The sequence below is a fragment of the Rhizobium moroccans genome (assembly GCF_057559155.1).
The window spans coordinates 20,948-47,073 of the sequence record NZ_JBHFJG010000002.1 but is presented as its reverse complement, the minus strand read 5'-3'; the positions used below and the strand labels follow the sequence as shown (position 1 = coordinate 47,073).

Here is a 26,126-nt window from a genome sequence, read left to right as displayed (position 1 = left end):
GTCCCATGCTAAGCTTTTGCGCAAATTAACGAATCACCTATAGTGCAACATACAGGTGTTTAGGATTTTTCCTGCCAGCCATTGGTGTCGCGTGGGCCGGTTGCAGATTTGCTCTCCGGTTCATGGAGCCCAGATGCGTTTAACCCTTCGTCCCTTTATCCTCGGCCTCATCGCTACTGCTGCACTACTGCAATCCTCCTGCACTCAAACATCAAAGCAGAAACCGGTCCAAAAAGAACAGGCGGTCGCATCAAACCTGATCAGGCCGAAGGATGCCCCCTCCGCGGCCTCGGTAACGTCCGCCAAACATCTCTCTGATGTCGAGGCAATGGTGCATCGCGCGGTGAACCGGCACCCTGCAGTTCAAGAGGCGGCTGGGCGTATCAAGGAGCAGGATGAAGTCATTGCGGAGGCCAAGTCGGGCTATCTTCCGTCCGTCGGTGCAGGATTGGATCTGGGTCTCGAAAGTGGAGCGAGCCGGGATTGGGGTCCCAAGTTCAACATTTCCGCCACCCAAATGCTCTATGACTTCGGCAAGGTGTCCGGTCGGGTCCAGGCAGAATCGGCCGTGCATGATGTCCGCAGGGCTGAGTTCCTCGCCGCCGTCGACGATATCATCCGGGAAACCGCGCTTGCCGCCGTGGAGATTATGCGCAACGAAAAACTTGCCGGAGTTGCAAAGGAACAGATCGATGACGTGCAGGCGATTGGCCGATTGGTCGATGCCAGAACTGATAGTGGGGCAAGCACACGATCAGACAAATTGCAGGCGCAAGCTCGCATCCAGGCTGCGCAAGCCACAGAATTAGAGATTTCGGCACAAAAGCAAAGATGGGAGAGCACGCTGAATGCGCTTTTGGGAACGAATGGTCCCGTTCAGCTTCGTTCATCATTTCCTCCCAAGCTGGAGCGCGCCTGTTCAGGGCAGCAGCCGGCATGGGAAACCGTGCCCGCAGTCCTTGCCGCGAAATCCCGCAAGACCGAAGCGGAGGCGAGGGTAAAGCTTGCACGAGCCGAAATGTTGCCGACCATTGCCCTGGAGGCTTCCGGGAATTTCAACGTTTGGGGGAGCGATGATGACCCGGACTACGTTGTCGGGATAAAAGTCAAAGGAGACCTCTATAACGGGGGAGCTTTTAAGGCGCGCCAGAACGCCGCCCAGTATGCAGCCGAGGCTTCGGAGGCGGCAGTCGCGGCAGCTAAGTTCGACATTCAAAAGACGTGGGCCGAATCTGTTGCACAGGTAAGCAGCCTAAGCGCTCTTTTGAATTCTCTTGGTTCCAGGCAGTCGAATATGCGGGAAACCAGGGATCTCTATCAGAAGCAGTTCCTCGACCTTGGGACTCGAACTCTGCTCGACGTTCTCAATGCGGACCAGGAGCTTCATTCGGCACGTCTCGACGAGATCAACACGCGCTTTGACCTTTATAAGCTGAGTGTCGAGTGCGCCTTTGCGGCCGGTCAGTTGAGGGAAATGTTCGGGCTTGTTCCGCAGACGGCGAAGGCGCAAACCGCGCGTTGAAACTGTAAATAGCTACGTCCCAACCAATGAAGGGTTATGGTCCGTCCAACGCCAAATTACGCAGGCGATTTTAAGGAAGACCAAGATCGGCGCGGATTGCGCCGATCTGATTTTTTTGCGGATCACGTGATGGCGCAATTTGAGACGTTCTGCACCCCTTCGATCATGTGGCGGTGACCTCTTTGGTCCACACTGGGATTTTGGTGTCGCGGGTTGATACGCTTCACCTAGGATATGCCCTGCCGATTTCATCGCTCTTTAATGTTGTCGTGAAGCAGCGATCGACCTTGGGTTGAATTACGAGGCCATTGCGGCAGACTTTCCAGAGGGACCAAGGCGACGTAGTTGCCAATGAGATGGCAAGCGGCGGTTGCACCGCGATGTTGCGGTGAAGAGTGCTTCGAGGCGTCGCCTCGTGCACACCGTTGCGCGACAGCGTCGCTTGAATGGGCCGAATGATACGGCATCGATCACGCGAGGAGCATCCCGATGGTAGCAGTTGTCTCGGACAAGGTAAGCGGCGAAACGGTTACTGTAGCAGAAGATCGGATCTTCATATCAAACCCCAGCACCATAAAGCTTTCATTGTCCCCTGGCGATATCGCCTCCTTCAACCGCTCCGGTCAGGATCTGGTGCTACAGCTCAGAAATGGTGACGAGCTTTGGATCCGCGGTTTTTACACGGGTGAAGGCGACCAGCGGAGCGAACTGATCCTTGAGGACTCGTCCGGTAATGTGTGGGTTGGTGAATACACGGATGCATTGGCTGACTTTGAGTTTGCGCCGGCTGGCTCGGGTGACCAGCTTGTGGGTGCTGCTGGCGGGAGTGGGAGTGGCTCGATACTAGGCATTGCGTTGCCGCTGTTGCTTGCGGGAGGTGGAGCCGCATTGGCGGCCGGCGGCGGGTCCGACGATGATGATGGCGATGCTGACGCGGATGCGGATGCCGACGCAGACGCAGACGCAGACGCTGATGCGGATGCTGACGCCGATGCAGACGCCGATGCGGATGCGGACGCTGATGCCGATGCTGATGCCGACGCGGACGCAGATGCTGATGCCGATGCAGATGCGGATGCCGACGCTGATGCGGATGCGGATGCTGACGCCGATGCGGATGCTGATGCGGACGCTGACGCTGATGCAGATGCAGATGCGGATGCCGACGCTGATGCGGATGCCGACGCTGATGCGGATGCTGACGCCGATGCGGATGCCGACGCCGACGCAGATGCTGATGCGGATGCCGACGCAGACGCAGACGCTGACGCTGACGCCGACGCGGATGCAGACGCCGACGCAGATGCTGATGCGGACGCTGACGCCGATGCGGATGCTGATGCGGACGCTGACGCTGATGCGGATGCGGATGCGGATGCCGACGCTGATGCGGATGCTGACGCCGATGCGGATGCCGACGCCGACGCAGATGCTGACGCCGATGCGGATGCCGACGCAGACGCAGACGCTGACGCTGACGCTGACGCGGATGCAGACGCCGACGCAGATGCTGATGCGGATGCCGACGCTGATGCCGATGCGGACGCAGATGCTGATGCAGATGCTGACGCCGACGCTGATGCGGATGCCGACGCAGACGCTGACGCCGATGCGGATGCCGACGCTGACGCCGATGCGGATGCCGACGCTGACGCCGATGCGGATGCCGACGCGGACGCTGACGCCGATGCGGACGCCGATGCAGACGCCGATGCGGACGCAGATGCCGATGCCGATGCCGACGCTGATGCAGACGCTGACGCCGATGCGGATGCAGATGCTGATGCGGATGCAGATGCAGATGCTGATGCGGATGCCGATGCTGATGCGGATGCGGATGCTGACGCTGACGCCGATGCGGATGCCGACGCTGACGCCGATGCGGATGCCGACGCGGACGCCGATGCGGACGCTGATGCGGATGCGGATGCTGTTGATGATACTGCTTCCGCGGAGGTTGAGCTCAGCTCCGTCGCCAGCCAGAGAACAGATTTCGCCTCCGACACCGCACTCTTAACGGTTGGCGGATGGTCGCACAGCTACGTGTTCGACGTGCCCGAGAATACGACCACGGACGCCACCTTCGACGTATCGGTCACCAGTGCCCTTAGCCTGCTCGATGTGGCGGAGGCGACACTGGAGATCTGGAACGAAGAAACAGGTCAATGGGATTTTGTGGCTGACACCTCCCAGGGTGGCATTCTCGACCTGATCGGTCTTTCCGGCGAAAGCGCACGCATTACCGCCGCGGACCTGACATCGGGGCAATATCGGCTCACCTACAGCGGTGGCGGTCTTCTCTCTGTCGCTCCCACCGTTGAGCTCGATGCTACGTTGAACGACACGACCGTGCTCGCCGACGGTGTAGCGGTCGAAGGGAATGTTCTCGTCAACGACACCGTTGAAGGGGAAGTGCTGGAGATTCAGGACACCTCCGGAAACTTCGTCACCGTACCGGCTGGCGGCATCACTCTGGAGGGAGAGTACGGCAATCTGACCATCAACCCGGATGGTTCATACGTCTACGAACCCTTCGATGACCCAAGCGTTGCGGGGCAGCAAGATGTCTTCACCTATAGATTGGGAACCGACACCGCCACGCTAACAATTTCGATCGAGGGCGTGGGTGACACAACGCCTCCGGCTGCTCCGACCGTCTCTCTTCAAAACGACACCGGAGCCGAAGGAGATGGCGTCACAAGCAACGGAACGGTGGCGATTAGCGGCCTCGAAACGGGAGCAACCTGGGAGTATAGCACCGACGGCGGAGTCAGCTGGACAACCGGCACCGGCACTGGTTTCGAACTTGAGCCAGGCAGCTACCCGGACGTGCGGGTGCGCCAGACAGATGCCGCGGGCAACGTCGGAGAGGCGGTTTCGCTCGGGCCGATAATCGTTGATACCACACCACCGACGGCTTTGACCGCTTCACTCCAGAACGATACTGGCGCTGCGGGCGACGGCCTCACGGCCGACGGCACCGTCACGGTCGATGGCCTGGAAGCGGGCGCGAGCTGGCAGTACAGTATTGATGGCGGTGTGACCTGGCTCACCGGCGCAGGCAACGGCTTCGAATTGGCGGAGGGCGCATATGCCGATGCCGATGTGCAGGTCCGCCAAATTGACGCCGCCGGCAACGAGGGCCCGGCTACCCCCCTTGGCCCGATTACCGTGGATCTTACACCCCCAGCCGCTCCAACTGCGGTACTTCAGGTCGATACGGGCAGCATTGGCGATGGCCTGACCAGCGACGGCACCGTCACCGTCAGCGGTCTGGAAGAAGGCGCGGTGTGGGAATACAGCCTCGACGGTGGTGGCACGTGGCAAGCTGGTACCGGCAACAGCTTCGAATTGCCATCCGGCAGTTACGCTGACGGCAGCGTTCAAGTGCGGCAAAGCGACGTGACAGGCAATGTCGGAGCGACTGTTTCACTCGGATCGGTAACTGTTTTCGATTTGGAACCAGCGGATGATGCGGCGGCCGTGAACCTCACGGTCACCCCGACCACGGACATCCAGCCGGCTGAGTCCGGATCGGTCAGCACGGTCCTCAATCTAGGGGTTCTGGGAGACACCATCGACGTATCGCTGCTTGCCGGGCAAAGCCCGCTGAGCTTCACAGTCGCCGAAAATACAACTCGGCAAATCAGTATCGAAGGGGGTGGCGATGCTCTGGCATCGTTGAGTCTCGTCGGCGATAATGACTATGATCTGCTCGTCTACCGGGTGGCCGATGGCGAGACTCAAGCTACGTTGGTTCATGAGGTGACGAACTGGCTCGAATATGATCCCGGCGTCCTCGGCTTGCTGTCGAGCTGGGACGGGGCAGAACTCACTCTGCCTGAATTTTCCGGCGGCGGCACCTATTACCTTGTGCTGGCCAATCCTGGCGGATTGCTGGATTTGTCTGCGCTTGCGGCCGTGAGCGTGACAACCACCTCCGATGTTGTGACCGACTATCGCAACGTGAGCGGGTCCGCGGAAGGCAATGTCATCACTGATGATACGGCTCCCGACGGCACTGTAATTTCCCAAGTGAACGGAATAGCAGTGACCACGGCTGGTCTCGACATTCCGGGCGACCACGGTGTTCTCACCATCCATCCCGATGGCTCCTACAGCTACGTGGCTAACTCACCATTCGTTGGCTCCACCGGTGACGAGGATGTGTTTGAATACACGATTACTGCGCCTGACGGATCAAGCGAGACTGCTAGCCTGACCATCACCCTTGATCATCCCGGAGTGCCGGGGGCTGGTGTGATGATGGAGACGTTCTCGGAAGACGTGTTGGCTGGCACCGATGGCGATGAAACCGTGCCAGTCGCCGATCTGAGCGCCCAGGCCGACACCTCACAAGAGGCCGAAGTAGCCGAAAGCCCATCCAGCGCGGCGCTTCTCACGCTTAACGGTCTTATCGAGAGGGGTGCTGAGGACGTCGATCTCTCAGCCCTTAAGGAGGAAGCCGACACAACCCCGCAATCGACCGAGACAGTTCCCCTTCCAAGCACCCCCGAGGTGACGGAGATTGCGGAAATTAACCCCGTCGATCCGTTCGAACCCATCATTCGCGAGGATGAACGACTAGACTTGCCAGTCGTCTGATCGCCGTTGCCGAACCATCTTTGGCAGCACCGTTCCATGCGGATCCGGATCCTCCGGATCCGCGAAAATGGCAAGGGAAGGAAGAATGATTCATTCCTTGACTGGCTCTGAGATTACGGCCACCGACCTCATTCCGGGCGAAGCCTGGGTCGAGGTCCTCGGACATCTTGCAGAACGACTGGGGATTCCGCACTCGAAGTTCGCCGCCAGCTACTTCGCGATTGCGCAAGAAGATGTCCCGCCTGTCCAGCGTATCGAGCGCCTGGCGCGGCGGTTCGGAATTGAGGTGCGAGCGATCGAGCCTGTGGCAGCAGGCATTAGCGCGCGCCGGCTACCCATGCTGCTTCAGCTGCGCGACGGTTCTGTCGGGCTCGCAGTTTCCCTCGAGGGCGATCAGGTAAAGCTCATATTTGGCGGAGACAATGGGCACTGGACGGTGCTATCGCTGCAGGACCTGAGCGATCGCATCGCCTATCTTCTTATCGCGCGCGATGCGCGGCAGAGCGCCGATAAGCGTGTCGAGCAGGTCCCGGCAAGGAGTGGAAGCTGGTTTCACGAGCTCGCGCTCAAGGACCTTCGTCCCTATGGTTATGTGCTGCTGGCGACATTCATCGCAAACACCCTGTCGCTGGCTGGCGTCATCTTCTCCATGCAGGTCTATGATCGGGCCGTGCCGGCGCAGTCCATGACGACATTGTCTGTCCTGTTTAGCGGCGTCATGCTTGCCTTAGGGTTTGATTTCATGATCCGGCGCGTGCGGGCCGCCATCATCGACGTCGTGGGTAAGCGCGCCGACATAAAGATCTCTGATCGCGTCTTCGGGCATGCATTGCGCGTCAAGAACCAACACCGCCCGGTAGCGACGGGAACGTTCATTTCACAGTTGCGCGATCTGGAGCAGGTCCGAGAGCTGTTGACCTCTACCACGGTTGCCGCGATTGCCGACCTGCCGTTCTTTTTGATCTTCCTGGCGATGTTTTGGTATATCGGCGGTATCTTGGCCGTGATCCCGGCCGTTGCGCTGATACTGCTGGTGACGCCGGGCCTGCTTGCCCAAAGACGGCTGCGCAAGATTGCCGGGGAGGCCATGCGCGAATCCGCGCTACGCAACGCGATGCTTGTTGAAGCGGTTCAGGGAATGGAGGACATCAAGGTCCTCCAGGCGGAAAACCTATTCCAGCAACGGTGGAATACCTTTAACGCCGCGAACGCCGATTCCCAGCTGCGGCTCCGCTCGTTGACCAATACTTTGTCCAGCTGGGCGCATCTGGTGCAGACAGGAGTTTTCGCGGTTATCGTCTTCTGCGGCGCGCCGATTGTCATGGCTGGAGACATGACCACCGGCTCACTCGTTGCCTGCTCGATCCTTGGGTCTAGGATGATGGCTCCGATGGCGCAGCTTACACAGGTGCTGAGCCGGTATCAGCATGCCAAGATCGGACTGAAGGGCCTCACCAGCATCATGGAGCTGCCGCTCGATCATCCTGACAGCGAAACGAAAATCAATGTCAGCGGCCTTTCGGGCAGCTATCATTTCAAATCAGCATCCTTTTACTACGGGCAATTCTCCGGACGTCCGGCCCTCGTTTTGGAGAATTTCATGATGAATGCCGGTGACAAGGTCGCGCTGCTCGGTGGAAATGGCGCCGGCAAGTCGACATTTCTCCTGGCTTTATCCGGTATGATCGAGCCTGCTACCGGAGAGGCTTTGATCGACAATCTGGCTCTCGCCCATATCGATCCCCTGGATCTTAGGCGTGACGTCGGTCTCGTGTCGCAGCAATCGCGGCTCTTCTACGGCACCATCCGCGAAAACGTGATGCTTGGAGCGCAAAACGCTCCGCAGTCGGCGCTGCTAGATGCTCTTTCGATCACTGGGGCGGACGGTTTCATCCGTCTATTCCCGAGAGGACTCGATCATGTCATCCAGGAAGGCGGACGAGGATTGTCGGGTGGCCAGCAGCAATCCTTGCTTCTTTCACGGCTCATTATCCGTGATCCGAACGTTGTGCTCCTGGATGAGCCCACCGCCTCCATGGATGAAGTGACCGAGCGCCTCTTCATCGAACGCTTCAGGACATGGAGCAAAGGCAAGACGGTCGTGGTCGCGACCCACCGCATGCGCATGCTGGATATAGCAGAGCGGGTGGTCGCACTGGATGCTGGTCGCATTATCATGAACACGAGCAAGGCCGAAGCTCTCCTCAAGCTGAAGGCACAGCCGCGTACAACCGGTCCTTCTGCGTCAAACCGCACAGCTGCGGCGCGCCCGACCTCGGACCTCGTCCAGTCGAGCCGCCACGGTGCTTCCGTGTTAGAGATGTGAAGGTGCCGTAATGACTATTTTTGCCGATAATGACAAACTCGAAACCTGGCACTACGGCGGCGATGACGACGTTCGGCTTTCCCGTGCCAAGCGCGTTGTCGCGCTTTTTGCTTTATGCATATCAACCGGACTGCTTTGGGCCTATTTTGCGATACTTGACGAAGTCTCCACAGGTTCGGGACGGGTGGTCCCGATCCGCAAAGAACAGGTGGTACAGTCGCTTGAAGGTGGCATCCTGTCGATCTTGCATGTGCGGGAAAACCAGATCGTCGAAGCCGGGCAGATCTTGGCACAGCTTGATCCCACGATGACAGAGTCGGACGTGGGCGAATCTGCCGCAAAATATCGAGCCGCTCTGGCAAGCGCCTCGCGCCTTACCGCGGAGGTCAATCAACAGCCGCTGACGTTCCCTGAGGAGCTCGCCGCCTATTCCGACCTGATCACCAGCGAGACCCAGTTATTCGAAGCGCGCAAGCGCAACCTTACTGAAACGCTGTCCTGGATTGATGAATCGGCCGCGCTCGTGCGTGAAGAGCTTGCAGTGAATCAGGGGCTCTCAAAAATCGGAGCTGCAAGCGCCGTAGAGATCATCCGGTTGAAGCGAGAACTTGCGGAACTCGAATTGAAGAAGGTCGAGACCAGTACGCAATACGTCGTTTCGGCGCGCGAAGAACTCGCAAAGGCCAATGCGGAGGTCGCCTCGCTGCGATCTGTCATTAGTGGACAGGCAGACAGTTTGGCGCGCATGACCCTGCGATCTCCTGTGCGCGGCATTGTTAAAAATATTGAGGTTTCCACCATTGGCGGAGTTGTGCCGCCCAACGGGAAGCTCATGGACATCATTCCGCTCGGAGATCAGCTGCTGATCGAGGCACGGATTTCGCCGCGCGACATCGCGTTCATCCATCCCGGCCAACGGGCCACAGTCAAGATCACGGCGTACGACTACTCCATCTATGGGGCATTGCAAGGCAAGGTCACCACCATCTCGCCAGATACGATCCAGGACGAAATCGATCCGGAAATCTATTATTACCGGGTGTTCGTCGAAACCGAGAGCGACGCCCTGCTCAACCAAGCGGGCCAGCGGTTTCCCATTGCCCCGGGCATGATTGCAACAGTCGATATACATACTGGCGAGAAGAGCGTGCTCGACTATCTGATCAAGCCGTTCAACAAAGCACGCGAAGCAATGAGAGAACGTTGAGAGATGTCCGTGGCAATGTTTTCCTCCACACATTTGAATGAGATGCGCAGACAGGCAAAGGTGAGTTTTAAGCCTCTTGCATCCCCGCACCCCCCCGTCGTCCTTTTCTTCTCGTGTTCAGACGGTAGGGCCAGGGCGCAGGTAATAACGGCAACCGGCTCATCCTTCGAGTCCAGCTGGCAGAAGGGAATGGCGGCTATCCGTGAGTTGGCTTTGAAACTTGATCGCCCTTTGCGGTGGTTGCGGGTGGACTGGCCGGGCGAGGTTCACAAGGTTAACTGGGCTGGGCTTCGAGAGCTACTCTCGTCAACAAAACGCAACTATTTCCGCCTCGGTTTGGCACTTGATGAGGGTTTCTCCTGTGCCTTCCTGGAGCAGGAATTAAATGCCAACGCCATGCTCTATGGTGGCAAAGGAATTGACACCGCAACCTTGAATGAGAAGAATTTTCTGATCTACTTCAGGTCACGATTTCCGGGACTGCCGGAACCGGATTTTTGCAGCGGCCAGCCGATTTACCTGTTTTCCGGCGCCGGCCTGTTTCTGGATGGCGACGACATTTTTCCTCTGCATCCTACGGGTCTTAAGGCGGGCCGTCGAGTGGTGGGCGAGGCCGGAATACCTTTGCTTTCCTCGCTGATTTCCGACGCATCGCGCTATCTGACCAGGCAGGTTTGCCCAGACGGACTTTTCGTCTACGGCTATCACCCTTGCTTCGACCGACAGATCAACGCCTACAATACGCTGCGACACGCCAGCACGACCTACGCGATGATCGAAGCTTATGAACTCACACAAGATGAGGAGCTTCGGTGCGCGATCGAGCGGTCCCTTAAAAAGATGACGCACGACTTCATCAAGCAGGTCGATCTGGCAGATGGCACGCCAGCGGCCTTCCTTACGGAGCGCAACCTTGAAATCAAGCTAGGTGGCAATGCGGTTGCACTGCTGGCACTTGCCAAACATGCTCAGGTGTTTGGAACCGAGGCGAATGCCGCCTTGATGGCCAGACTCGCGGAAGGCATTTGCTTCATGCAGGATCGCAAAAGCGGTGCGTTTCGTCATGTGCTCATGTTTCCCACACTTGAAACCCGTGAGCAATATCGGACCATTTACTACGAGGGAGAGGCGGCTTTTGCTCTGATGCGGCTCTATGAGCTCACCGGTGATCAAAAATGGCTTGATTCCGTCGAAATGGCATTTGGGCACTTTATCGCGAACAATTATGCACGACATCACGATCATTGGCTGGGATATTGCGTCAATGAACTGACACGATATCGGCCGCGCGAAGAGTATTTCCGTTTCGCGATAGACAATGTGGCCGACTATCTGGATTTCGTAGCAACACGCATTACCACCTTTCCAACGCTGCTGGAGTTGATGATGGCGACATCGCAAACGCTGACGCGCTTGAACTCACTTCCCGGACTTCGTCATCTGCTCGGGCTTGTTGATCTGAAGAAATTTGAAAAGGCCTTGGACAAACGCGTCCACCACCTGCTCAACGGCCATTTTTGGCCGGAATATGCGATGTTTATGCGAAATCCGGAGCGCATATTGGGCTCGTTCTTCATACGGCATCATGCGTTTCGTGTTCGCATAGACGATGTTGAACATTATCTTTCAGGCCTGATTGCCTACAAAGCATATCTCGAGAAGCAGATTTTGCGGCGATTGGGAGGAGGAGGAGAGAGTGGTCCGCAGCGTTTGGCAACTGTGGCCTGACAACGCCCTAGCCCGAGTGATCTCGAATGCTCCGCCTGCGGTTTATTGAGCTTAGGCATCGGCCAGCAACCGCATGACCTGTCAGAAAGACCAGCCATCAAAAAGAGAGAGGCCCGCGCCAGGCTGCCAAGCAGGGTATGGACCTCTCTACCGTCGAGATTGGGGTTTGGGGGAACGGCAGCCATATACTGCTGCTTAAGTGTTATCGGAGCTATCCTCAAAATTGAGGGGCTTGGCTGCCGAACATGATTGGGCGCCAACGCCCGTTCCCGGCGACAGCACTGATCTTTTCGCCTCGATTTCATGACAAAATTGAAAATTCGCTGAAAAGCGATTTCACATCACTGACACCGACCTCTCCTAAAGACGGCGCCAGAACGGCTGCCGGTCTCCATCGCGATCGTGCCGCAGCCAGGACCAGACCTGCGGAGCAGAACCGTGAAGATCATTCAGATCACCGATACCCATTTCAGCGCCCTGAAACCTCATTTCAATGGCAACTGGGAACCGCTCCGGCAATGGATCGAAGACCAGAAGCCTGATCTGGTCATCCATACCGGTGATCTTTCAGTCGATGGTGCCGGATACGAGGAAGATATCATCTTTGCGGCCGATCTGATCCGCCAGCTCTCCGTCCCGGTATTGCTTGTGCCGGGCAATCACGATGTCGGACATTTCTGCGCGCCGACGCAGCCCGTAACCACGGATCGCCTTGACCGCTGGCGCCGCCTTGTCGGCCCCGATCGCTGGTTCGAGGACCGCGCAGAATGGCGCTTGATCGGACTCAACAGCCTGCTTGTCGGTCTTAATGACGAAGAGGATGCGGCGCAGATGACCTGGTTTGAGGAGGCGCTTGCCTCCCGCGAACAGCGCCGCGTCGCGATCTTCGCACATAAGCCCCTTTTCGTGGACGATCCGCTGGAGGGCGAGACTGGCTATTGGGGTGTGCCGCAGGCGCTGCGGAGGCACTTCTTCGATCTTATGCGCCAGAACGAAGTGATGCTTTTCGCGAGCGGTCACCTGCATTGGAGCTGGGCGGGCAACCATGAGGCTCTCTCCCTCGTGTGGGCGCCGCCCGCCTCTTTCATCCTGGGAGATCTGGAGCGGGTCATGCCGGGCGAGCGACTCGTCGGTGCCGCCGTTCACGAGCTCGGCGAGAAGGTGGAAAGCCGGCTGGTCTCCGTTCCAGGGCTGATCCCATACCTGCTCGATGATGTCGTGGAGGAGGTCTATCCGCAGGCTGCAAAGAAGGTGGCCGCCGAATGAGTGTTCTTTCCCTCGACGGCATCACCAAGTCCTTTGGCGGCAACGCAATCCTCAAGGGTGTCAGCCTTGAGGCCGATCCCGGGGAATTCATCGCGCTGGTCGGCCCGTCGGGCTGCGGCAAGAGCACGCTCCTTCGCATCGTCGCCGGCCTGGAGCATGCCGATGGCGGTACGATCACGCTTGGCGGACGCGATCTCTCGTCGCTGAGAGCAGCCGACCGCAACGTGGCCATGGTGTTTCAATCCTACGCGCTTTATCCGCATCTGACGGCGGCCGCGAACATCGCCGTTCCGCTTGCTATGCGCCGGCTGACGACATGGCAGCGCATGCCGTTCATCGGCTCTTTCCTTCCTGGGCAGAAACAGATCCGCGCCGGCATCCGCCGGGAGGTTGAGGCGATGGCCGCCTCCCTCAAGATCAATCACCTCCTCGACCGCAAGCCGGGACAGATGTCGGGCGGTCAGCGTCAGCGCGTCGCGCTTGCGAGGGCCATGGTGCGTCACCCCGGTCTGTTCCTGATGGACGAGCCGCTCTCGAACCTCGACGCCAACCTTCGCGTCCATGCCCGTGGCGAGATCGTGGAACTGCACCGGAAATCCGGCGTGCCGGCACTCTACGTCACGCACGACCAGTCTGAAGCACTCTCCATGGCAAGCCGCGTTGCGGTCATGATCGGCGGCCAGCTGCTGCAGCTTGCCACACCGCAGGCGATCTACGACGATCCCGCTCACATCGAGGTAGCCCGTTTCATTGGCCAGCCCCGCATCAATCTGCTGCCGGCGAAGGTCGGTGCCGGAGGTCGCGTGCAATTCGGCCCAATTGCGCTGTGTTCACCTGAGCTGGCCACTGGAGCCGAGGTGACGATCGGCATCCGCCCGGAATTCGTCGGGTTGGTGGAGACATCCGGCCTTCCGGCTAGGGTGCAGCGCCTGGAATTCCTGGGTTCCGAAGTGACCGCTTTCGCGCGGCTCAACGCGATCGGCGAGACAGTCGTGATGAAGTTGACGCCTTCCGAAGCGAAAGGGATTGGCGCCGGCCAGCCGGTCCATCTCGCCATGCAGCCTGAAAAGGCCATGGTTTTTGACGGAGATGGCAGGCGATTGGCCGTGCAGGCGGAAGTGGCGCTTATTCCGGAGCGATCCCATGGCTGACGCGACGGCGGACCTGCATTTCACATCGGCGGAAGTGGCGCAGCGCAAGGCGGCCACGCGCGAAGCCCGCATCGCCTGGCTGCTCGCCGCGCCAGCGCTCGTTCTGATGACGCTCTTCATCATCCTGCCGGTCGTCGCGGTCCTTGTTCTCGGCTTTACCGATTTCGAACTGGGATATGACGACTTCCGTTTCGTGGGCTTCGAAAACTACGCGGAACTGTTTTCCGACCGGACGTTTCGCATATCGCTGTGGAATACCTTGGCCTATGCCGCGATCGTCACGCCGTTTTCGATCCTGATCGGGCTCGGCATCGCCATGCTGATCGAGAGCGAGACGAAAGGGCGAGCTTTCTTCCGCACGATCTATTTCCTGCCCGTCGCATCGCTTCTCGTCGCTATGGCGACCGTCTGGCAATATATGCTGCATCCGAGCATCGGGCCGGTCAACATGGCGCTCGCGCTCTTCGGCATCCAAGGGCCGAACTGGCTCGGCTCATCCAGCACCGTATTGTTGAGCCTGGCCATTGTCGGCATCTGGCAGTCGGTCGGCTTCAATATGGTGCTGTTTCTCGCGGGTCTCACCGCCATTCCCCGCGAGCTCTATGCCGCGGCGGAGGTGGATGGCGCCCGTTCGGCCTTCGATCGGTTTCGCCTCGTCACCTGGCCGATGCTCGGGCCGACCACGCTCTTCGTCGTCGTCATTAGCATCATAAATTCCGTCAAGGTGTTCGAGACGGTGAAGACACTGACAGAGGGCGGGCCCAACAAGGCTTCCGAAGTGCTGCTCTTCACCATCTACCAGGAGGGCTTCGTCTATCTGCGCGTTGGCTACGCCTCTGCCATGACGGTGGTCTTCCTCGCCATTCTCGTGGCGCTGATGTTCCTCCAATACCGTGTCCTCGACCGCCAGGTGCATTACTCATGAACCAGTCGCGTCTTTCGATCGGCCGCATCATCCGTTTCGGTCTGCTTTCCCTCGGCGCTCTCGTCTTCGCCGCGCCCTACATCTTCATGATCTCCACGGCTGGCAAGTCGCAGAGCGAGATATTCTCTTCCTCGCTGTCGCTCGTCCCCGAAACCTGGAGCTACGGCGCCAATGTCATGAAGGCCCTGACGCGGGTATCCATGCCGACGCTGCTCCTGAACGGGCTGATCGTGTGCGGGCTCATCCTCGTCATCCAGGTCGTGGTCGCCATCCCTTGCGCCTATGCCACCGCCAAGCTGAAGTTTCGCGCGGCAAAGGCCATGATGGGCCTGGTGATGCTCGGGTTGCTGGTTCCGATCCACGCCACCGCCTTACCCCTTTATGTCGCCTTCGACCGGCTGGCGATATTGAACAGCTACACGGCGCTCGTTGCTCCGTTCTCGATCTCCGTCTTCGCGATCTTCCTGTTCTTGCAGTTCTTCCGCGCCATGCCGGACGATCTGATCCACGCGGCAAGGCTGGACGGTATGTCGGAGGCCGGCATCGTCGCGCGGGTGATCGTGCCGAACGCCTGGCCCGCCATCACCGCCTTTGCGATCTTCTCCGTCGTGGCGCATTGGAACGACCTGTTCTGGCCGCTGATCGTCGTCACCAACCAGAACTACGCAACCCCGCCGCTCGGCCTGCTCTATTTTCGCGCTGCCGAGGCCGGAGACGATTACGGCGCGCTGATGGCCGCAACCCTCATCATCACCCTTCCCCTGGTGCTCGCATTTCTCGCCGCACAGAAACGCTTCATCGAGGGCATCACCATGACCGGTCTCAAAGGCTGACCGGTTTTTCTTCACCATCGTCAACACAGGAAACCGTGCCATGAAATTCATCAGACACGCTCTTGCCGCAGCGGCAGTTTCGGCAGCGATCACGCTTCCGGCCCATGCCGAAACCACCCTGACCGTGCACTACCCGATGCCGGGCTTCTTCAAGGATGTGATGGACAACATCTCCAAGAAGTTCATGGAGGAAAATCCGGACATCAAGATCCAGTTCGCCAATCCTTCCGCGACCTATGAGGAAGGCATCCAGACGATCATGCGCCAGGCCGGCACGGCGGAAATGCCGGATATCACCTTCATCGGATTGAACCGCCTGCGCATGGTTAACGAGCGCGACATTCCGGTCGATCTCGCGCCTTTCATCGCCGCCGACGGCAACATGGCCGAGCAGGGTTTTTCCGATAACATCCTGAAGCTGGCCCAGGTCAACGGCAAGCAGGTGGGCCTTGCTTTCGCGACCTCCAATCCGATCATGTACTATAATGCCGATCTGGTGCGCAAAGCGGGCGGCGATCCGGAAAATCCACCGAAGACCTGGGATGAGGTCATCGAGCTTGCCACCAAGATCAAGGCGCTCGGCGATGGCGTGGAAGGTATCGACTTTCGCTGGCAGGGCGACGACTGGATGTTCTCGGCCCTCCTGTTCGGCGCCGGCGGTACCATGCTGAGCCCGGACGAGAAGACCGTGGCCTTCAATGACGAACACGGTAAGAAGGCGGTAGCGGTGCTGGAAAACATGGTGAAGTCGGGAGCGTTGCCGGTCTTCACCAAGCAGGCTGGCGAACAGGCTTTTGTCGCGGGCAAGGTCGGCTTTGCCTTCCAGACCACCGGCGCGCTGCGCAACACGATCAAGAGCGTCGGAGACAAGTTCGATCTGCGCACCTCCAAGATCCCGCTGATCGATGCGGCAAATGGTAAGCTGCCGACCGGCGGCAATGCCGTCGTCATCCTCACCCGCGACGCAGAGAAGCAGAAGGCCGCCTGGACGTTCGCCAAATTCGCCGCCGGTCCTTATGGCGCCTCCGTCGTGGTTCCCGGCACGGGCTATGTGCCGAACAATGAGCTGGCCGCGAAATCTGCGGAATACCTCGGCGATTTCTACAACGAAAACCCCCTTTTCGTTGCCGGCCTTTCACAGATGGACCGCATGATCCCCTGGTATTCCTTCCCCGGCTCCAACGGCGTGAAGGTTACCCAGACGATCGTTGAAAACCTGTCGCGCGTCGTCGAACAGCAGGCGACGGGCGAGGAAGCACTGGATGATGCTGCCAAGGAAGTGAAAAGGCTTCTGCCGCGCAGCTAAGCCGTCTTCCAGACGACTTGCTGGAAGGGGCGCTTGCCGGCGCCCCTTTTTGCTTTTTATCTAACCGCCAGCCTGCCGGATATCGCGCACGGTCTCTCCGGCAAACAGCCGATGATCGAGGCGCAGATGTCTGGCCGGCGCGCTGGCGGCAATGTCGAGGAGCAAGGAAGCGGCAGCCGTTCCCATGCTGGCATCTGGCATTTCGATGGTGGTAAGGGGCCGGTCGATCAGCCGGCCAATGGAAATCCCGTCGAAGCCGGCGACCGACATGTCATCCGGTACGGACATCCCCTGCCGTCTGAGCGCGCCGATCACGCCGAGCGCCATCAGATCATTGGAGCCGATAATGGCGGTCGGCTTGAAATGTTCGACGGCATCGATGAGGTCGAGATTGTCGTAGCCGTCCACAAAGGCGATCTGCACGGCATCGAGGGGAGCGATGCCGTTTTCCTTCATCGCCCGGCAATATCCCTTGTAGCGCAACAAGGCGCGATCGGAAGACGTGAAGTGCCCGGAAACGAAGAGAATCCGGCTATGTCCTTTTGACAGGATGAAGCGCGTGATCTCATGACCGGCGGCGAAATTGTCGACAGTGACGGCGGCGGAAAAGCGGCCCATCGGTAGATTGTTGAGGAGCACGGTCGGCGGCAGCTCCTTCTTCAGCACCTCGCTGTCCCCGGTGCCACAGAGCGTCAGAATAAGGCCGATCGGGCGCTGCGCCAGAAGCGTCGCAACGGCGGCCAGTTCCTCGTCGGGCTCGTAGTTGGAAAGTGCGATGAGCACGCCATGGCCGGCTGCCTGCATCCGATGCTGGATGCCCCCAACTGAAGCGGAAAAAACCGGGTTCGTTATGCTCGGCACCAGAACACCGACGACCGGCCGTCCGCGTTTGCCGCTCGTCGTCCTGCTGCCGGAAGCGCCATAGCCGATCTCGGCCGCGGCGCGACGGACACGCCGCTCCATGTCCTCGCTCACCGGACCCGTGCCGTTGAGAACACGGCTTGCCGTGCTGATGGAGCAGCCTGCGCGACTGGCGACGTCTTCAAGCGTGGCGATCGCACGCATCCGGTAGACCCTCACCCCTGGTGGCCATTAGCAAGCGCAAGATATTTCGTCCTGGCCCACCGGCGTCTTATAGCGATCCGGTCCCATCGGGAAAAGGACCACGCCAGAGGTCCAATTGCGGCCGGTCGTGATACAACGTTGCAAATCAGGATCGAGCGGGGAGCAGCCGATGGATGCCATAGATGATGATTTCGATGTCATCCTGGAGAACGAGGAACTGAGCCGGCTGGAGATCGAGCGCCATGCCGATGCCGGCCGGCGTCTCAAGCTGACCAACTGCGTAATGGAGGGCGAAGATCTTGCCCGGCTTCACCTCACGCGATGGCATTTCGAGCGGTGCAGATTGATCCGCGCCGAGTTCGACGGCAGCGCACTTGAAGAGTCGCGATTTGTGGGATGCAGGGGAGCTTTCGCAAGTTTTAATGGTGCGGACCTGACCGAGGCTATCATTGACGGAGGTGACTTCAACAACGCCAGCTTCCGCCGCTCGTCGCTGGCCCACGCCAAGCTTCTGCGATGCAAAATGACCGGCGCGGACTTGTCAGATGTGAAAAGCCTCGGCTTGAAGCTGGAGGAGGTGATGCTTTCGCTCGCGAAACTTCCAAAGCTGTCATTCCGTAAGTCCCTGCTAAATCAGGTCGATTTCAGCGATGCCGATCTCCATGCTTGCGATTTTCGGGAAACGGTTTTTGCCGGCTGCTCGCTGCGCGACGCCAATCTCGTGGATTGCCGCTTCGAAGATGCCGACCTCAGGGGCGCCGACATCGGCGGCATCAAGCTTACCGATGTCAAATCTTTCAAAGGAGCCGTAATATCAAAAGCGCAGGCTGCCGAACTGGTCGGACAGTTGGGTCTCAAGGTGGCGTAAGGATGATTTCTCCCGCCTGCTCACCATCGTGCCGCCAAAGGCGCCGGACCATCATGGGAGGGGAAAAGCGGCAAAACGTCCTCGGCCAGTTCCTGGATGATTTCCGCCGCTGGGCGCTCAGCGAACTGGATGCCGAGCGCGGCGTGGTTCACGCCAGCCTCCCGCCACTCGCCCAGGAGATCGATCAATCCCTTGCGTCCCGTGCGTAGTACGAACCCCCCGCGCAGAGGCGTGCGGGGAAAATCCGCATCCTCGACCAGATCCAGCCATTCGTTGGTCATATGCGGGCGGAAACCACGATCGGGTATGCGCGCTCGCCAGGCGTGAATGTTTTGCGCCAGGCGCTTCGGTCCCTCCGAGTTGTGAGCGGCCTGTGGATAGGTCAGCCAGCCGTCGGCATGGGCGGCGATCCAGTCCGGAGGCTGGCGGCTCGATCCGGTCACGATGAGCGGGATGCGACCCGTCACGGCTTTCGGGAACATATCCGCGCCTTGCAGCGTGCCGAGATGTCCCCGCAATGCGGGCGTACCCTGGCCGACCAGTTGGCGGAACCAATAAACGGCCTCCGCAAATCGGGCCGCACGGCTGTCGAAGTCGATGCCGTAGGCGGGAAACTCCACCGGACGGTCACCCGAGGCAATACCCATGATCAATCTCCCGCCCGAGAGGTGATCGATGGTGGTGGCCATTTTCGCCAGATCGATCGGATGGCGGAGCGAAAACACCGCGCTTCCCGTCGCCAGCGCGACATGAGAGGTCCGGGCAGCCAGCCAGGCCATATAGGTGAAAGGGTCGAACACCTGCCCAGCGTCGCCAAAGCCCGGATCGAAGAGCGGCACATCGCGCAGCCAGACGGCGGCAAAGCCGAGCTGATCGATCTTTGCAACGAGATCCCCCTGTGACTGCAATACCGCCATGTCTCCTTGCCAGAACCGCAGAGGAAGGAAGATGCCAAGGGTTAGCCGGTCCGGTGCGAACATGCGACGATAGCCAGGATGGGCGACGAAAGCGTCAGCGGAAGCGCCGCCTGGGATCACGCCCTGCGGGTGATGAGCAATTTGCATTGAATTGTCCTTTCAAGGGGCCGTCGCGGGTTCAGGCAGGATGATGCCGCGCTGCACGGCAGGCCGGGCCGCCATCTGCGAGTGCCAGCGCGACAGATGGCGGTGATGGGCGAGGGAAAAACCACAGATCTCCGTGATATGGGTCCAGCCGAAGGTCGCTATGTCGGCGATGGAATAGTCGTTACCCGCAAGCCATTCGTGCTCGCCCAGTCGGACGTCCAATGTGGCGAAAGCCTCCTCACTCAGGCGGCGATAACGGTCGATGGCCGGGGCAATCTTCTCATCTGCGAAAATCTCGAAATGCACTCGCTGCCCCAAGATCGGGCCCATACTGGCGGCATGGAACTGCAGCCATTTGATCGCTTCCCAACGGGCAAGGCCATCGGGTAGAAGTCTGCCGCTCATCTCCGCGAGATAAAGCAGAATCGCCGCGGATTCGAACAGGACGGCGCCAGTCTCGTCATCCGACAGCACCGGAACACGTCCATGCGGGTTCAGCGCCAGAAACTCCGGCGCGCGGTGTTCGCCCTTGTCGATACGGACATGGACGAGGCGCCATGGCAGGCCGAGTTCCTCCAGCGCGATCGTGGCCTTGAAACCATTGGGTGAGGCATCGGTGTAAAGCGTCAGCATGCTAGTGCCGGAATCATTGGTCATCCTCTGAATTAAGCCAGGCTCATCTTTTGAGGCCGGGATGACTTCACTAATATATGGACAGTATGTCGTTCTGAAACGATACGATCTCGTCAAAGACATTAGGAATTCTAAATTATGAACCCTGTTCTACCCCTTCTGGCACTGCGTGCCTTTGCCGAGACGGGCCGTCACCGCAGCGTAAAGCGCGCGGCCGAAGCGATGGGGGTAACACCGGGTGCCGTTAGCCAGCAGATTCGTCTTCTGGAGGAGCGCGTCGGCATTCCGCTCTTCACGCGCACCCGCTATGGGGTCGATCTGACCGCAGCTGGCGCCGAGGCATACCCCGCGCTGGTAGCAGCCTTCGACCAGATCAGCCGCAGCATGGAACGGCTGCAGGCTGCACGCGCTCGGCCAACGTTGACGATCAGTACGGTGCCTTCTTTCGCGGCCTCGTGGCTGGTTCCGCGTCTCGGGCGCTTCACCGCAAACCATCCAGATGTTGAGGTGCGGGTCGAGGCAAGTTCCGCCTTGGTCGACCTGCGCCGCGATAGGGTTGATATCGCCATCCGCCATGGGCTTGGGCACTATCCAGGCCTCAGGACCGAGCGCCTTATGGCTCCGGTCTTTCTGCCGGTTGCCTCGCCTGCCTTGCTGGCCTCCGGCCCAAAAATTCGCATGCCAGCCGATTGCCTGAACTGGCCGCTCTTGCAGGATTCCGACCGGGCGGACTGGCGGCTCTGGTTCAGTGCATTAGGTCTCCCAAATGATCCAAGGGCCGATCGCGGGCCATCGTTCGATGACGATCTGCTACTGATCCGCTCCGCTATTGCCGGTCAGGGTCTGGCCCTGGTGCGTGACATATACGCGACGGAGGAGATTGAAGCAGGTCGACTTGCGCTGGCGCTCAACATCACTTGGCCGACCGATTTTGCATACTACGCGGTGGCGTTACCGGAAGGCTCTCAACTCAAACCAATCGACGCTTTCCTCTCGTGGCTGAAGACGGAAGCGACGGCAGAGCCAACCAGGTTTGTGTGAGCTTTTTCACGCAGCTCTCGCCATCCCGTGTTCCACCAGCCGATCGATGATTTCCGAATAGCCGACGCCGCTTGCGGCCATCGCCTTTGAATACATGCTGATATCGGTGAAGCCGGGGATGGTGTTCACTTCGTTGACAACGAGACGCATGTCTCCCATCAGGAAGAAATCGACGCGTGCCATGCCGTCGCAGCCGAGTGCGCGGAAGGCGCGGGCCGCCATTTCGCGCATCCTTCCTTCGACCTCCGGGGAAAGCTCCGCCGGTACTTTCAGCGCCGCTCCGGCTTCGTCGATATACTTGGCGTCATAGCTGTAGAAGCCGTGGCTTTCGGCCGGCACGATCTCGCCCGGACGCGAAACGAAGAGACCGCCCTTCGTATCTTCCAGCACGCTGCATTCGATCTCGCGTCCGGCGATGAATTCTTCGGCGAGCAGTTTGCGATCATGCTCGAATGCCTCGGCGAGCGCCGGCGCGAATTCCTGGCTGCCGGAGACCTTTCTGACGCCGACCGACGAGCCCTGCCGGGCGGGCTTGATGAACAGTGGCAGGCCAAGCTCGCCTTCGAGTTCTTCCAGGACGGGCGACACTTCCTGATGGATCGTCACCGAGCGGGCGACCGGCAGCCCGGCGGCCTTTAAAAGCTGTTTGGCGATATCCTTGTCGAGTGCTGTCGCCGATCCGAGGATGCCGCAGCCAGCCAAAGGCACGCGCGCCACCTCGCAAAGGCCCTGCACCGCGCCGTCCTCCCCGTGCAGACCATGAAGAACCGGAAAGAGAATGTCGATCCTGCCGCCTTCGGCAGTCTTTCCGTCAGGTCCGATCATCAGGAAACGACCGCGCCCGCCCGGCACGAGGCAGATTTCGATGCCGGTCGCGGGCCGCTCGAGGTCCCCGTTGCCGAAGCGGCTTTGCAGCCATCGCCCCTCACGGGTGACAAACACGGGCAGTGCGTCATATTTCTGTGGATCGAGCGCCCGCATCACGTTGGTGCCCGACATGACGGAAACGTCGTGCTCGCTGGAACGGCCGCCGAAAAGCACGGCGATGCGCAGCCTTGTCATGGATGGGTTCATGAAAATCTCCTGAAGGAAAGTCGAGCGGAAGGCACATCAAAGCTTCTGATGATCGATATCTTCTTCGTCATTGGCGCTTGCAAGTGGCTCATTCTAAGGGCAGTTTTTGGGAGTATAACAGAGCCACTTTATCCGAGACGCTTGAGCCACTTGGGAACTGCACGTGATACTGAAGAGAAGACGCGAAGAGCCGTCTGCGGGATTTCAGCCCGCGATCGACCCTTCGTCCGCAGCGCCCTTGCCAAGGCAACTTTACCTCTTGCTTAGAAACGCCGTGGCGGAGAAGCGGCTCACAGCCGGGCAGCGCCTGCCCTCAACCCGTCTTGCGTCGGCAGAGTGGAAGATTTCGCGCGGCGTCATTGCGGAAGCCTATGAAATCCTGATCGCGGAGGGTTTTGCCGTCGCCCGCCATGGGTCCGGGACCTATATCGCCCCATCCATTCCCGAAAGCGTCGCGCGCATCGACCAGCCGGGCGGGGAGGGCGTGTGTCCGATCCGCCGCACCGTGTCGGCCGCGGCAACGGCGATCCTCACCCGCGGCCCAAGCCTTGAGCCGCAGAAGGCTTTGCCGTTCGTCACCGGGCGTATCGCCCATGACGAACGAACGGCTCGGCTCTTGAACCGCATTGCGGCGCGCCACGTGAATTACGCCTTCGAAGGCTATGGAGACATCCAGGGCGAAAACGCATTGCGGGCTGCCATCGGCGCGCATCTTGCTGTCTCGCGCGGCGTGCGCTGTACGCCCGATCAGGTTTTTATAACGGCAGGAACGCAGCAGGCGCTCGACCTTGCCTTTCGCGTGCTGATGACGCCAGGCGATACGGCCATCGTCGAAGACCCGTGCTATCCGCCTGCCAGGCAATGCCTGGCGCTGAACGGTATCAACGTCGTCGGTCTTCCCGTCGATCGGGATGGGCTTGACACGGAAAGACTACTGGTCGGTGCTATTCCGCCGCCCTCGGTCTTCTACGTGACGCCCTCCAATCAATATCCGGTTGGGTCGGTCCTTTCGCTTTCGCGAAGGCTCGGCCTCCTCGCCTATGCGGAGGAAAACGACTGCTGGATCGTCGAGGACGACTATGACAGCGAATTTCGATACCAGGGACATCCGATCGCTTCGCTCCATGGCCTCGATAAGGCCAATCGGGTTCTCTACACCGGCACGTTCAGCAAGGCCCTGCTGCCAAGCCTCAGGATCGGCTATCTGGTGGTTCCCGCCGATCTGGTCGGTGCGTTCAGGGCGGTGCGTCCGGCGGTCGACCGCTGCCCCCCGACCTTTCAGCAGCGCGTGATCGCGGATTTCCTCGAGGAGGGCTATTTTCCTGCGCATCTCCGCCGTCTGCGAGAACGACTTCGCGCCTCGCGCGATATGCTGACGGGTTTCCTGACCGAACGCATGGCCGAACATGTCCATGTGCTGCTGCCGGATCAGGGGATCAATCTCACGGTCAAAAGCACCGGAACCTGGCGCAATGACACTGCCGTTTCCTCCGCGGCTCTGAAGAAGGGCGTCGTCGTCATGCCGCTTTCGCGGATGAACGTGGCTTCCACCGATACGTCGAGGCTGCTGCTTGGGTTTTCGGCGCTTTCGGAACAGGAAGCGGATCAGGGAACATGGCTTCTTGCGGAAGTTTTCAGACGCAAAGCGTTCGTGGACGGCTAGGCTTTGGACCCTGTGCTATCGCTTGGTCGGGCTTCAGTGCCCGCCGCGTAAGCCAGGCGTTGAGAGCTATGGCCATCCATTCCAGAGCCGGGGCTGGAGTGCAAGAATGTCCGCCGATCATCGCGACGGTAAATGGAAAAATCTCAAGCGACGACTGCTTCGGCCGTAACAATGTCCCTAAACTTTAGCCCTCTCGGCTTGAGTGCTGTTGTTGCGAGGTTTGTTCTGAGCTTCGTTTGTCGAAACGCTGAAGGTGAGGGCGTGGGAATTTCTTTGAGTGAACGACGCGTTTCGGTCCGAAGCGAACTAACACGGGGTGTCCACCCATTCTGCCGCTATCTATCCAACGGTTACTCTCGCGCCATTGTCTCTCCCCTTGACCTCAACTTTGGTTGAGGTCGTACGAATTTCAAGGCGGTCGCAGCCCATCGACGGCGCCGCACTTCAAAGGAGAACGCCTTGGTCACCTATTTTCGTTATTCGAAACCGAAGTATTCCGGCGGAACACGACTCGTTGGAGCTGCCGTGTTGCAGCTATTGGGTACCGGATTATTGGCATCCATCTTTTGCCTGTTGGATACGTTTACGATGAAGCCGACGATAACTCTCGGTCAGTTTTTGCCATGCTTGGTGGGGAGTGTCACTGGCTTTCACTTTGTGGCTTTTGGTCGACTAGCTACGGACCGCCAACTTAACCTTGTCGCGGCATCGCTATTGGCATTTGGCACCTTTTATTGGCTGGTGTCCTATTCATTGCCTGATCTTTTGCTGGCAAGATTGATATCCGGGTTTGGATTAGGTGTGGTTGTGGCGAGAACTTTCCGACACCGCTTTCTTGAAAATCCAGTAGTTCCACGCATCCGCTAGAGTGCGCATCGGCAGATGCAAATTGACCGCCTAACCAATTTGGGACATGCACATTGCCGGTTCAATTCATGGCCGCAATTGGCGCTTTGCGTCATCGCGCCTATCGGCCCAAAAGCAGACATGCGAGGGCGAACAGCCAACAGTCCTTGTCCCGCTGGAATAACGCGCAGGGCGCGCGGTCCGGGTAAAGGCGTAGATGTCGGATCATGCGCCGAAACTACTGGTTGACATTATGACTGCCAACTACTATCTAACGTTTATCGATCTTTTTCTTGCTGAGCTTTGGTTACCGCGCGATTGGCACCGCGCCTGAACGAACCTTTCCTTTAAAAACATCGCTATCACCATCCACGATGTCACCGACATTGTGGTCGATCACTAATGCTACGAAAGGGTTCATCGTGACCACTGGCACAGTTAAATGGTTTAATTCCACCAAGGGCTTCGGCTTCATCGAGCCTGACAACGGTGGCGCTGACGCGTTTGTCCACATCTCGGCTGTCGAGCGTGCAGGCATGCGCGAAATCGTCGAAGGTCAAAAGCTCAGCTACGAGCTGGAGCGCGACAGCAAGTCGGGCAAGATGTCGGCCTGCAATCTCCAGGCTGCCTAATATCGGTACCTGCTCTCCTTTGACCACGGATGTACTGGCACTGTCGAGGGCATGAACCAACCAAAGCCGGGCGTGATGCCCGGTTTTTTTTGGCCGACAGAACGGCCGAGCCCGAGAAAGGGAATCCATGACACAGATGTTCAGTAAGACTCGTCAACAGGCGGAAAGCGCCTTCAGCAAGGTACAAAGCCAGTTCTTTGCCAGAGACCAGGCAGTGGAAGAGCAAGATTTCGTAACGCAGGCTCGCGATGCGAAGATGGCTCGGTTGCGGGAAGCCCGGCTGGCAAAAGAGTCGGATGACCGTGCGAGAGCAACCTCAGCTCTCATTACGAGGCGGGCAAAACAGGCGTGATGCCAGCTTCACCATGCAC

General features: G+C 59.2%; 21 protein-coding genes and 1 pseudogene. 18 read left to right on the top strand and 4 right to left on the bottom strand.

The window, feature by feature from the left end:
* Positions 1 to 133 precede the first annotated feature (133 nt).
* The 12 genes and pseudogenes from ACE04I_RS01965 (at position 134) to ACE04I_RS01910 (ending at position 16,869) form a co-directional block, all read left to right on the top strand.
* Positions 134 to 1,522 (top strand): TolC family outer membrane protein, encoded by a 1,389-nt coding sequence (locus ACE04I_RS01965; protein WP_245282048.1) that lies wholly within the window; start codon positions 134 to 136, stop codon positions 1,520 to 1,522.
* A gap of 489 nt (positions 1,523 to 2,011) precedes the next feature.
* Positions 2,012 to 2,335, top strand: a pseudogene (locus ACE04I_RS01960) (BapA/Bap/LapF family prefix-like domain-containing protein); the annotation flags it as partial.
* Positions 2,336 to 2,435: 100 nt separating this feature from the next.
* Complete coding sequence (locus tag ACE04I_RS01955) at positions 2,436 to 3,539, top strand: hypothetical protein (protein ID WP_487206554.1); 1,104 nt, start codon at positions 2,436 to 2,438, stop codon at positions 3,537 to 3,539.
* 26 nt (positions 3,540 to 3,565) lie between these two features.
* Positions 3,566 to 6,127: an Ig-like domain-containing protein gene (locus ACE04I_RS01950; RefSeq protein ID WP_046793197.1), complete on the top strand. Its 2,562-nt coding sequence runs from the start codon at positions 3,566 to 3,568 to the stop codon at positions 6,125 to 6,127.
* Positions 6,128 to 6,212: 85 nt separating this feature from the next.
* Positions 6,213 to 8,453: a type I secretion system permease/ATPase gene (locus ACE04I_RS01945; RefSeq protein WP_487206448.1), complete on the top strand. Its 2,241-nt coding sequence runs from the start codon at positions 6,213 to 6,215 to the stop codon at positions 8,451 to 8,453.
* A gap of 10 nt (positions 8,454 to 8,463) precedes the next feature.
* Positions 8,464 to 9,660, top strand: a complete 1,197-nt coding sequence (locus ACE04I_RS01940) for an HlyD family type I secretion periplasmic adaptor subunit (RefSeq protein WP_046793199.1) — start codon at positions 8,464 to 8,466, stop codon at positions 9,658 to 9,660.
* A 189-nt stretch (positions 9,661 to 9,849) separates the two neighbouring features.
* Complete coding sequence (locus ACE04I_RS01935) at positions 9,850 to 11,388, top strand: hypothetical protein (protein WP_487206447.1); 1,539 nt, start codon at positions 9,850 to 9,852, stop codon at positions 11,386 to 11,388.
* Between the two features lie 438 nt (positions 11,389 to 11,826).
* Positions 11,827 to 12,654 (top strand): metallophosphoesterase family protein, encoded by an 828-nt coding sequence (locus ACE04I_RS01930; protein ID WP_046793200.1) that lies wholly within the window; start codon positions 11,827 to 11,829, stop codon positions 12,652 to 12,654.
* Positions 12,651 to 13,805, top strand: a complete 1,155-nt coding sequence (locus tag ACE04I_RS01925; RefSeq protein ID WP_046793201.1) for an ABC transporter ATP-binding protein — start codon at positions 12,651 to 12,653, stop codon at positions 13,803 to 13,805. The genes ACE04I_RS01930 and ACE04I_RS01925 overlap by 4 nt, the downstream gene beginning before the upstream one ends.
* The gene (locus ACE04I_RS01920; protein WP_487206446.1) at positions 13,798 to 14,730 is read left to right on the top strand and encodes a carbohydrate ABC transporter permease; all 933 of its coding nucleotides are present in this window, start codon (positions 13,798 to 13,800) and stop codon (positions 14,728 to 14,730) included. Before ACE04I_RS01925 ends, ACE04I_RS01920 begins: the two co-directional genes overlap by 8 nt.
* Positions 14,727 to 15,563 carry a carbohydrate ABC transporter permease gene (locus ACE04I_RS01915; protein WP_137326737.1) on the top strand — a complete coding sequence of 279 codons (837 nt, stop codon included), beginning with the start codon at positions 14,727 to 14,729 and terminating at the stop codon, positions 15,561 to 15,563. The genes ACE04I_RS01920 and ACE04I_RS01915 overlap by 4 nt, the downstream gene beginning before the upstream one ends.
* Positions 15,564 to 15,603: 40 nt before the next feature.
* On the top strand, positions 15,604 to 16,869 hold the full coding sequence (locus tag ACE04I_RS01910; RefSeq protein ID WP_046793204.1) for an ABC transporter substrate-binding protein: 1,266 nt from the start codon (positions 15,604 to 15,606) through the stop codon (positions 16,867 to 16,869).
* A gap of 60 nt (positions 16,870 to 16,929) precedes the next feature.
* Here ACE04I_RS01910 and ACE04I_RS01905 read toward each other — a convergent pair whose 3' ends face one another.
* Positions 16,930 to 17,925 (bottom strand): substrate-binding domain-containing protein, encoded by a 996-nt coding sequence (locus tag ACE04I_RS01905; RefSeq protein ID WP_046793682.1) that lies wholly within the window; start codon positions 17,923 to 17,925, stop codon positions 16,930 to 16,932.
* Between the two features lie 178 nt (positions 17,926 to 18,103).
* On the opposite strand from ACE04I_RS01905, the gene ACE04I_RS01900 reads away from it, so the two are divergent.
* Positions 18,104 to 18,802, top strand: a complete 699-nt coding sequence (locus tag ACE04I_RS01900; protein ID WP_487206445.1) for a pentapeptide repeat-containing protein — start codon at positions 18,104 to 18,106, stop codon at positions 18,800 to 18,802.
* 20 nt (positions 18,803 to 18,822) lie between these two features.
* On the opposite strand, the gene ACE04I_RS01895 is transcribed toward ACE04I_RS01900, so the two are convergent.
* Positions 18,823 to 19,866, bottom strand: a complete 1,044-nt coding sequence (locus tag ACE04I_RS01895) for an LLM class oxidoreductase (RefSeq protein ID WP_487206444.1) — start codon at positions 19,864 to 19,866, stop codon at positions 18,823 to 18,825.
* Positions 19,867 to 19,878: 12 nt separating this feature from the next.
* Positions 19,879 to 20,499 (bottom strand): glutathione S-transferase family protein, encoded by a 621-nt coding sequence (locus ACE04I_RS01890; RefSeq protein ID WP_046793207.1) that lies wholly within the window; start codon positions 20,497 to 20,499, stop codon positions 19,879 to 19,881.
* Positions 20,500 to 20,637: 138 nt separating this feature from the next.
* On the opposite strand from ACE04I_RS01890, the gene gcvA reads away from it, so the two are divergent.
* Positions 20,638 to 21,540 carry a transcriptional regulator GcvA gene (gcvA, locus tag ACE04I_RS01885; protein WP_046793208.1) on the top strand — a complete coding sequence of 301 codons (903 nt, stop codon included), beginning with the start codon at positions 20,638 to 20,640 and terminating at the stop codon, positions 21,538 to 21,540.
* A 6-nt stretch (positions 21,541 to 21,546) separates the two neighbouring features.
* Here the strand turns inward: gcvA and ACE04I_RS01880 are convergent, their stop codons facing one another.
* Positions 21,547 to 22,614 (bottom strand): D-alanine--D-alanine ligase family protein, encoded by a 1,068-nt coding sequence (locus ACE04I_RS01880; protein ID WP_487206443.1) that lies wholly within the window; start codon positions 22,612 to 22,614, stop codon positions 21,547 to 21,549.
* Positions 22,615 to 22,777: 163 nt separating this feature from the next.
* Here ACE04I_RS01880 and pdxR point away from each other — a divergent pair, with 163 nt between their 5' ends.
* The 4 genes from pdxR (at position 22,778) to ACE04I_RS01860 (ending at position 26,107) form a co-directional block, all read left to right on the top strand.
* Entirely contained in the window at positions 22,778 to 24,277 is a 1,500-nt protein-coding gene (gene pdxR / locus ACE04I_RS01875) for a MocR-like pyridoxine biosynthesis transcription factor PdxR (protein ID WP_082118254.1), read from the top strand.
* 459 nt (positions 24,278 to 24,736) lie between these two features.
* Positions 24,737 to 25,144: a hypothetical protein gene (locus ACE04I_RS01870; RefSeq protein ID WP_487206442.1), complete on the top strand. Its 408-nt coding sequence runs from the start codon at positions 24,737 to 24,739 to the stop codon at positions 25,142 to 25,144.
* Positions 25,145 to 25,545: 401 nt separating this feature from the next.
* Positions 25,546 to 25,755 carry a cold-shock protein gene (locus ACE04I_RS01865; RefSeq protein WP_046793684.1) on the top strand — a complete coding sequence of 70 codons (210 nt, stop codon included), beginning with the start codon at positions 25,546 to 25,548 and terminating at the stop codon, positions 25,753 to 25,755.
* A 127-nt stretch (positions 25,756 to 25,882) separates the two neighbouring features.
* Entirely contained in the window at positions 25,883 to 26,107 is a 225-nt protein-coding gene (locus ACE04I_RS01860; RefSeq protein ID WP_487206441.1) for a hypothetical protein, read from the top strand.
* The last annotated feature ends 19 nt before the right edge of the window (positions 26,108 to 26,126 follow it).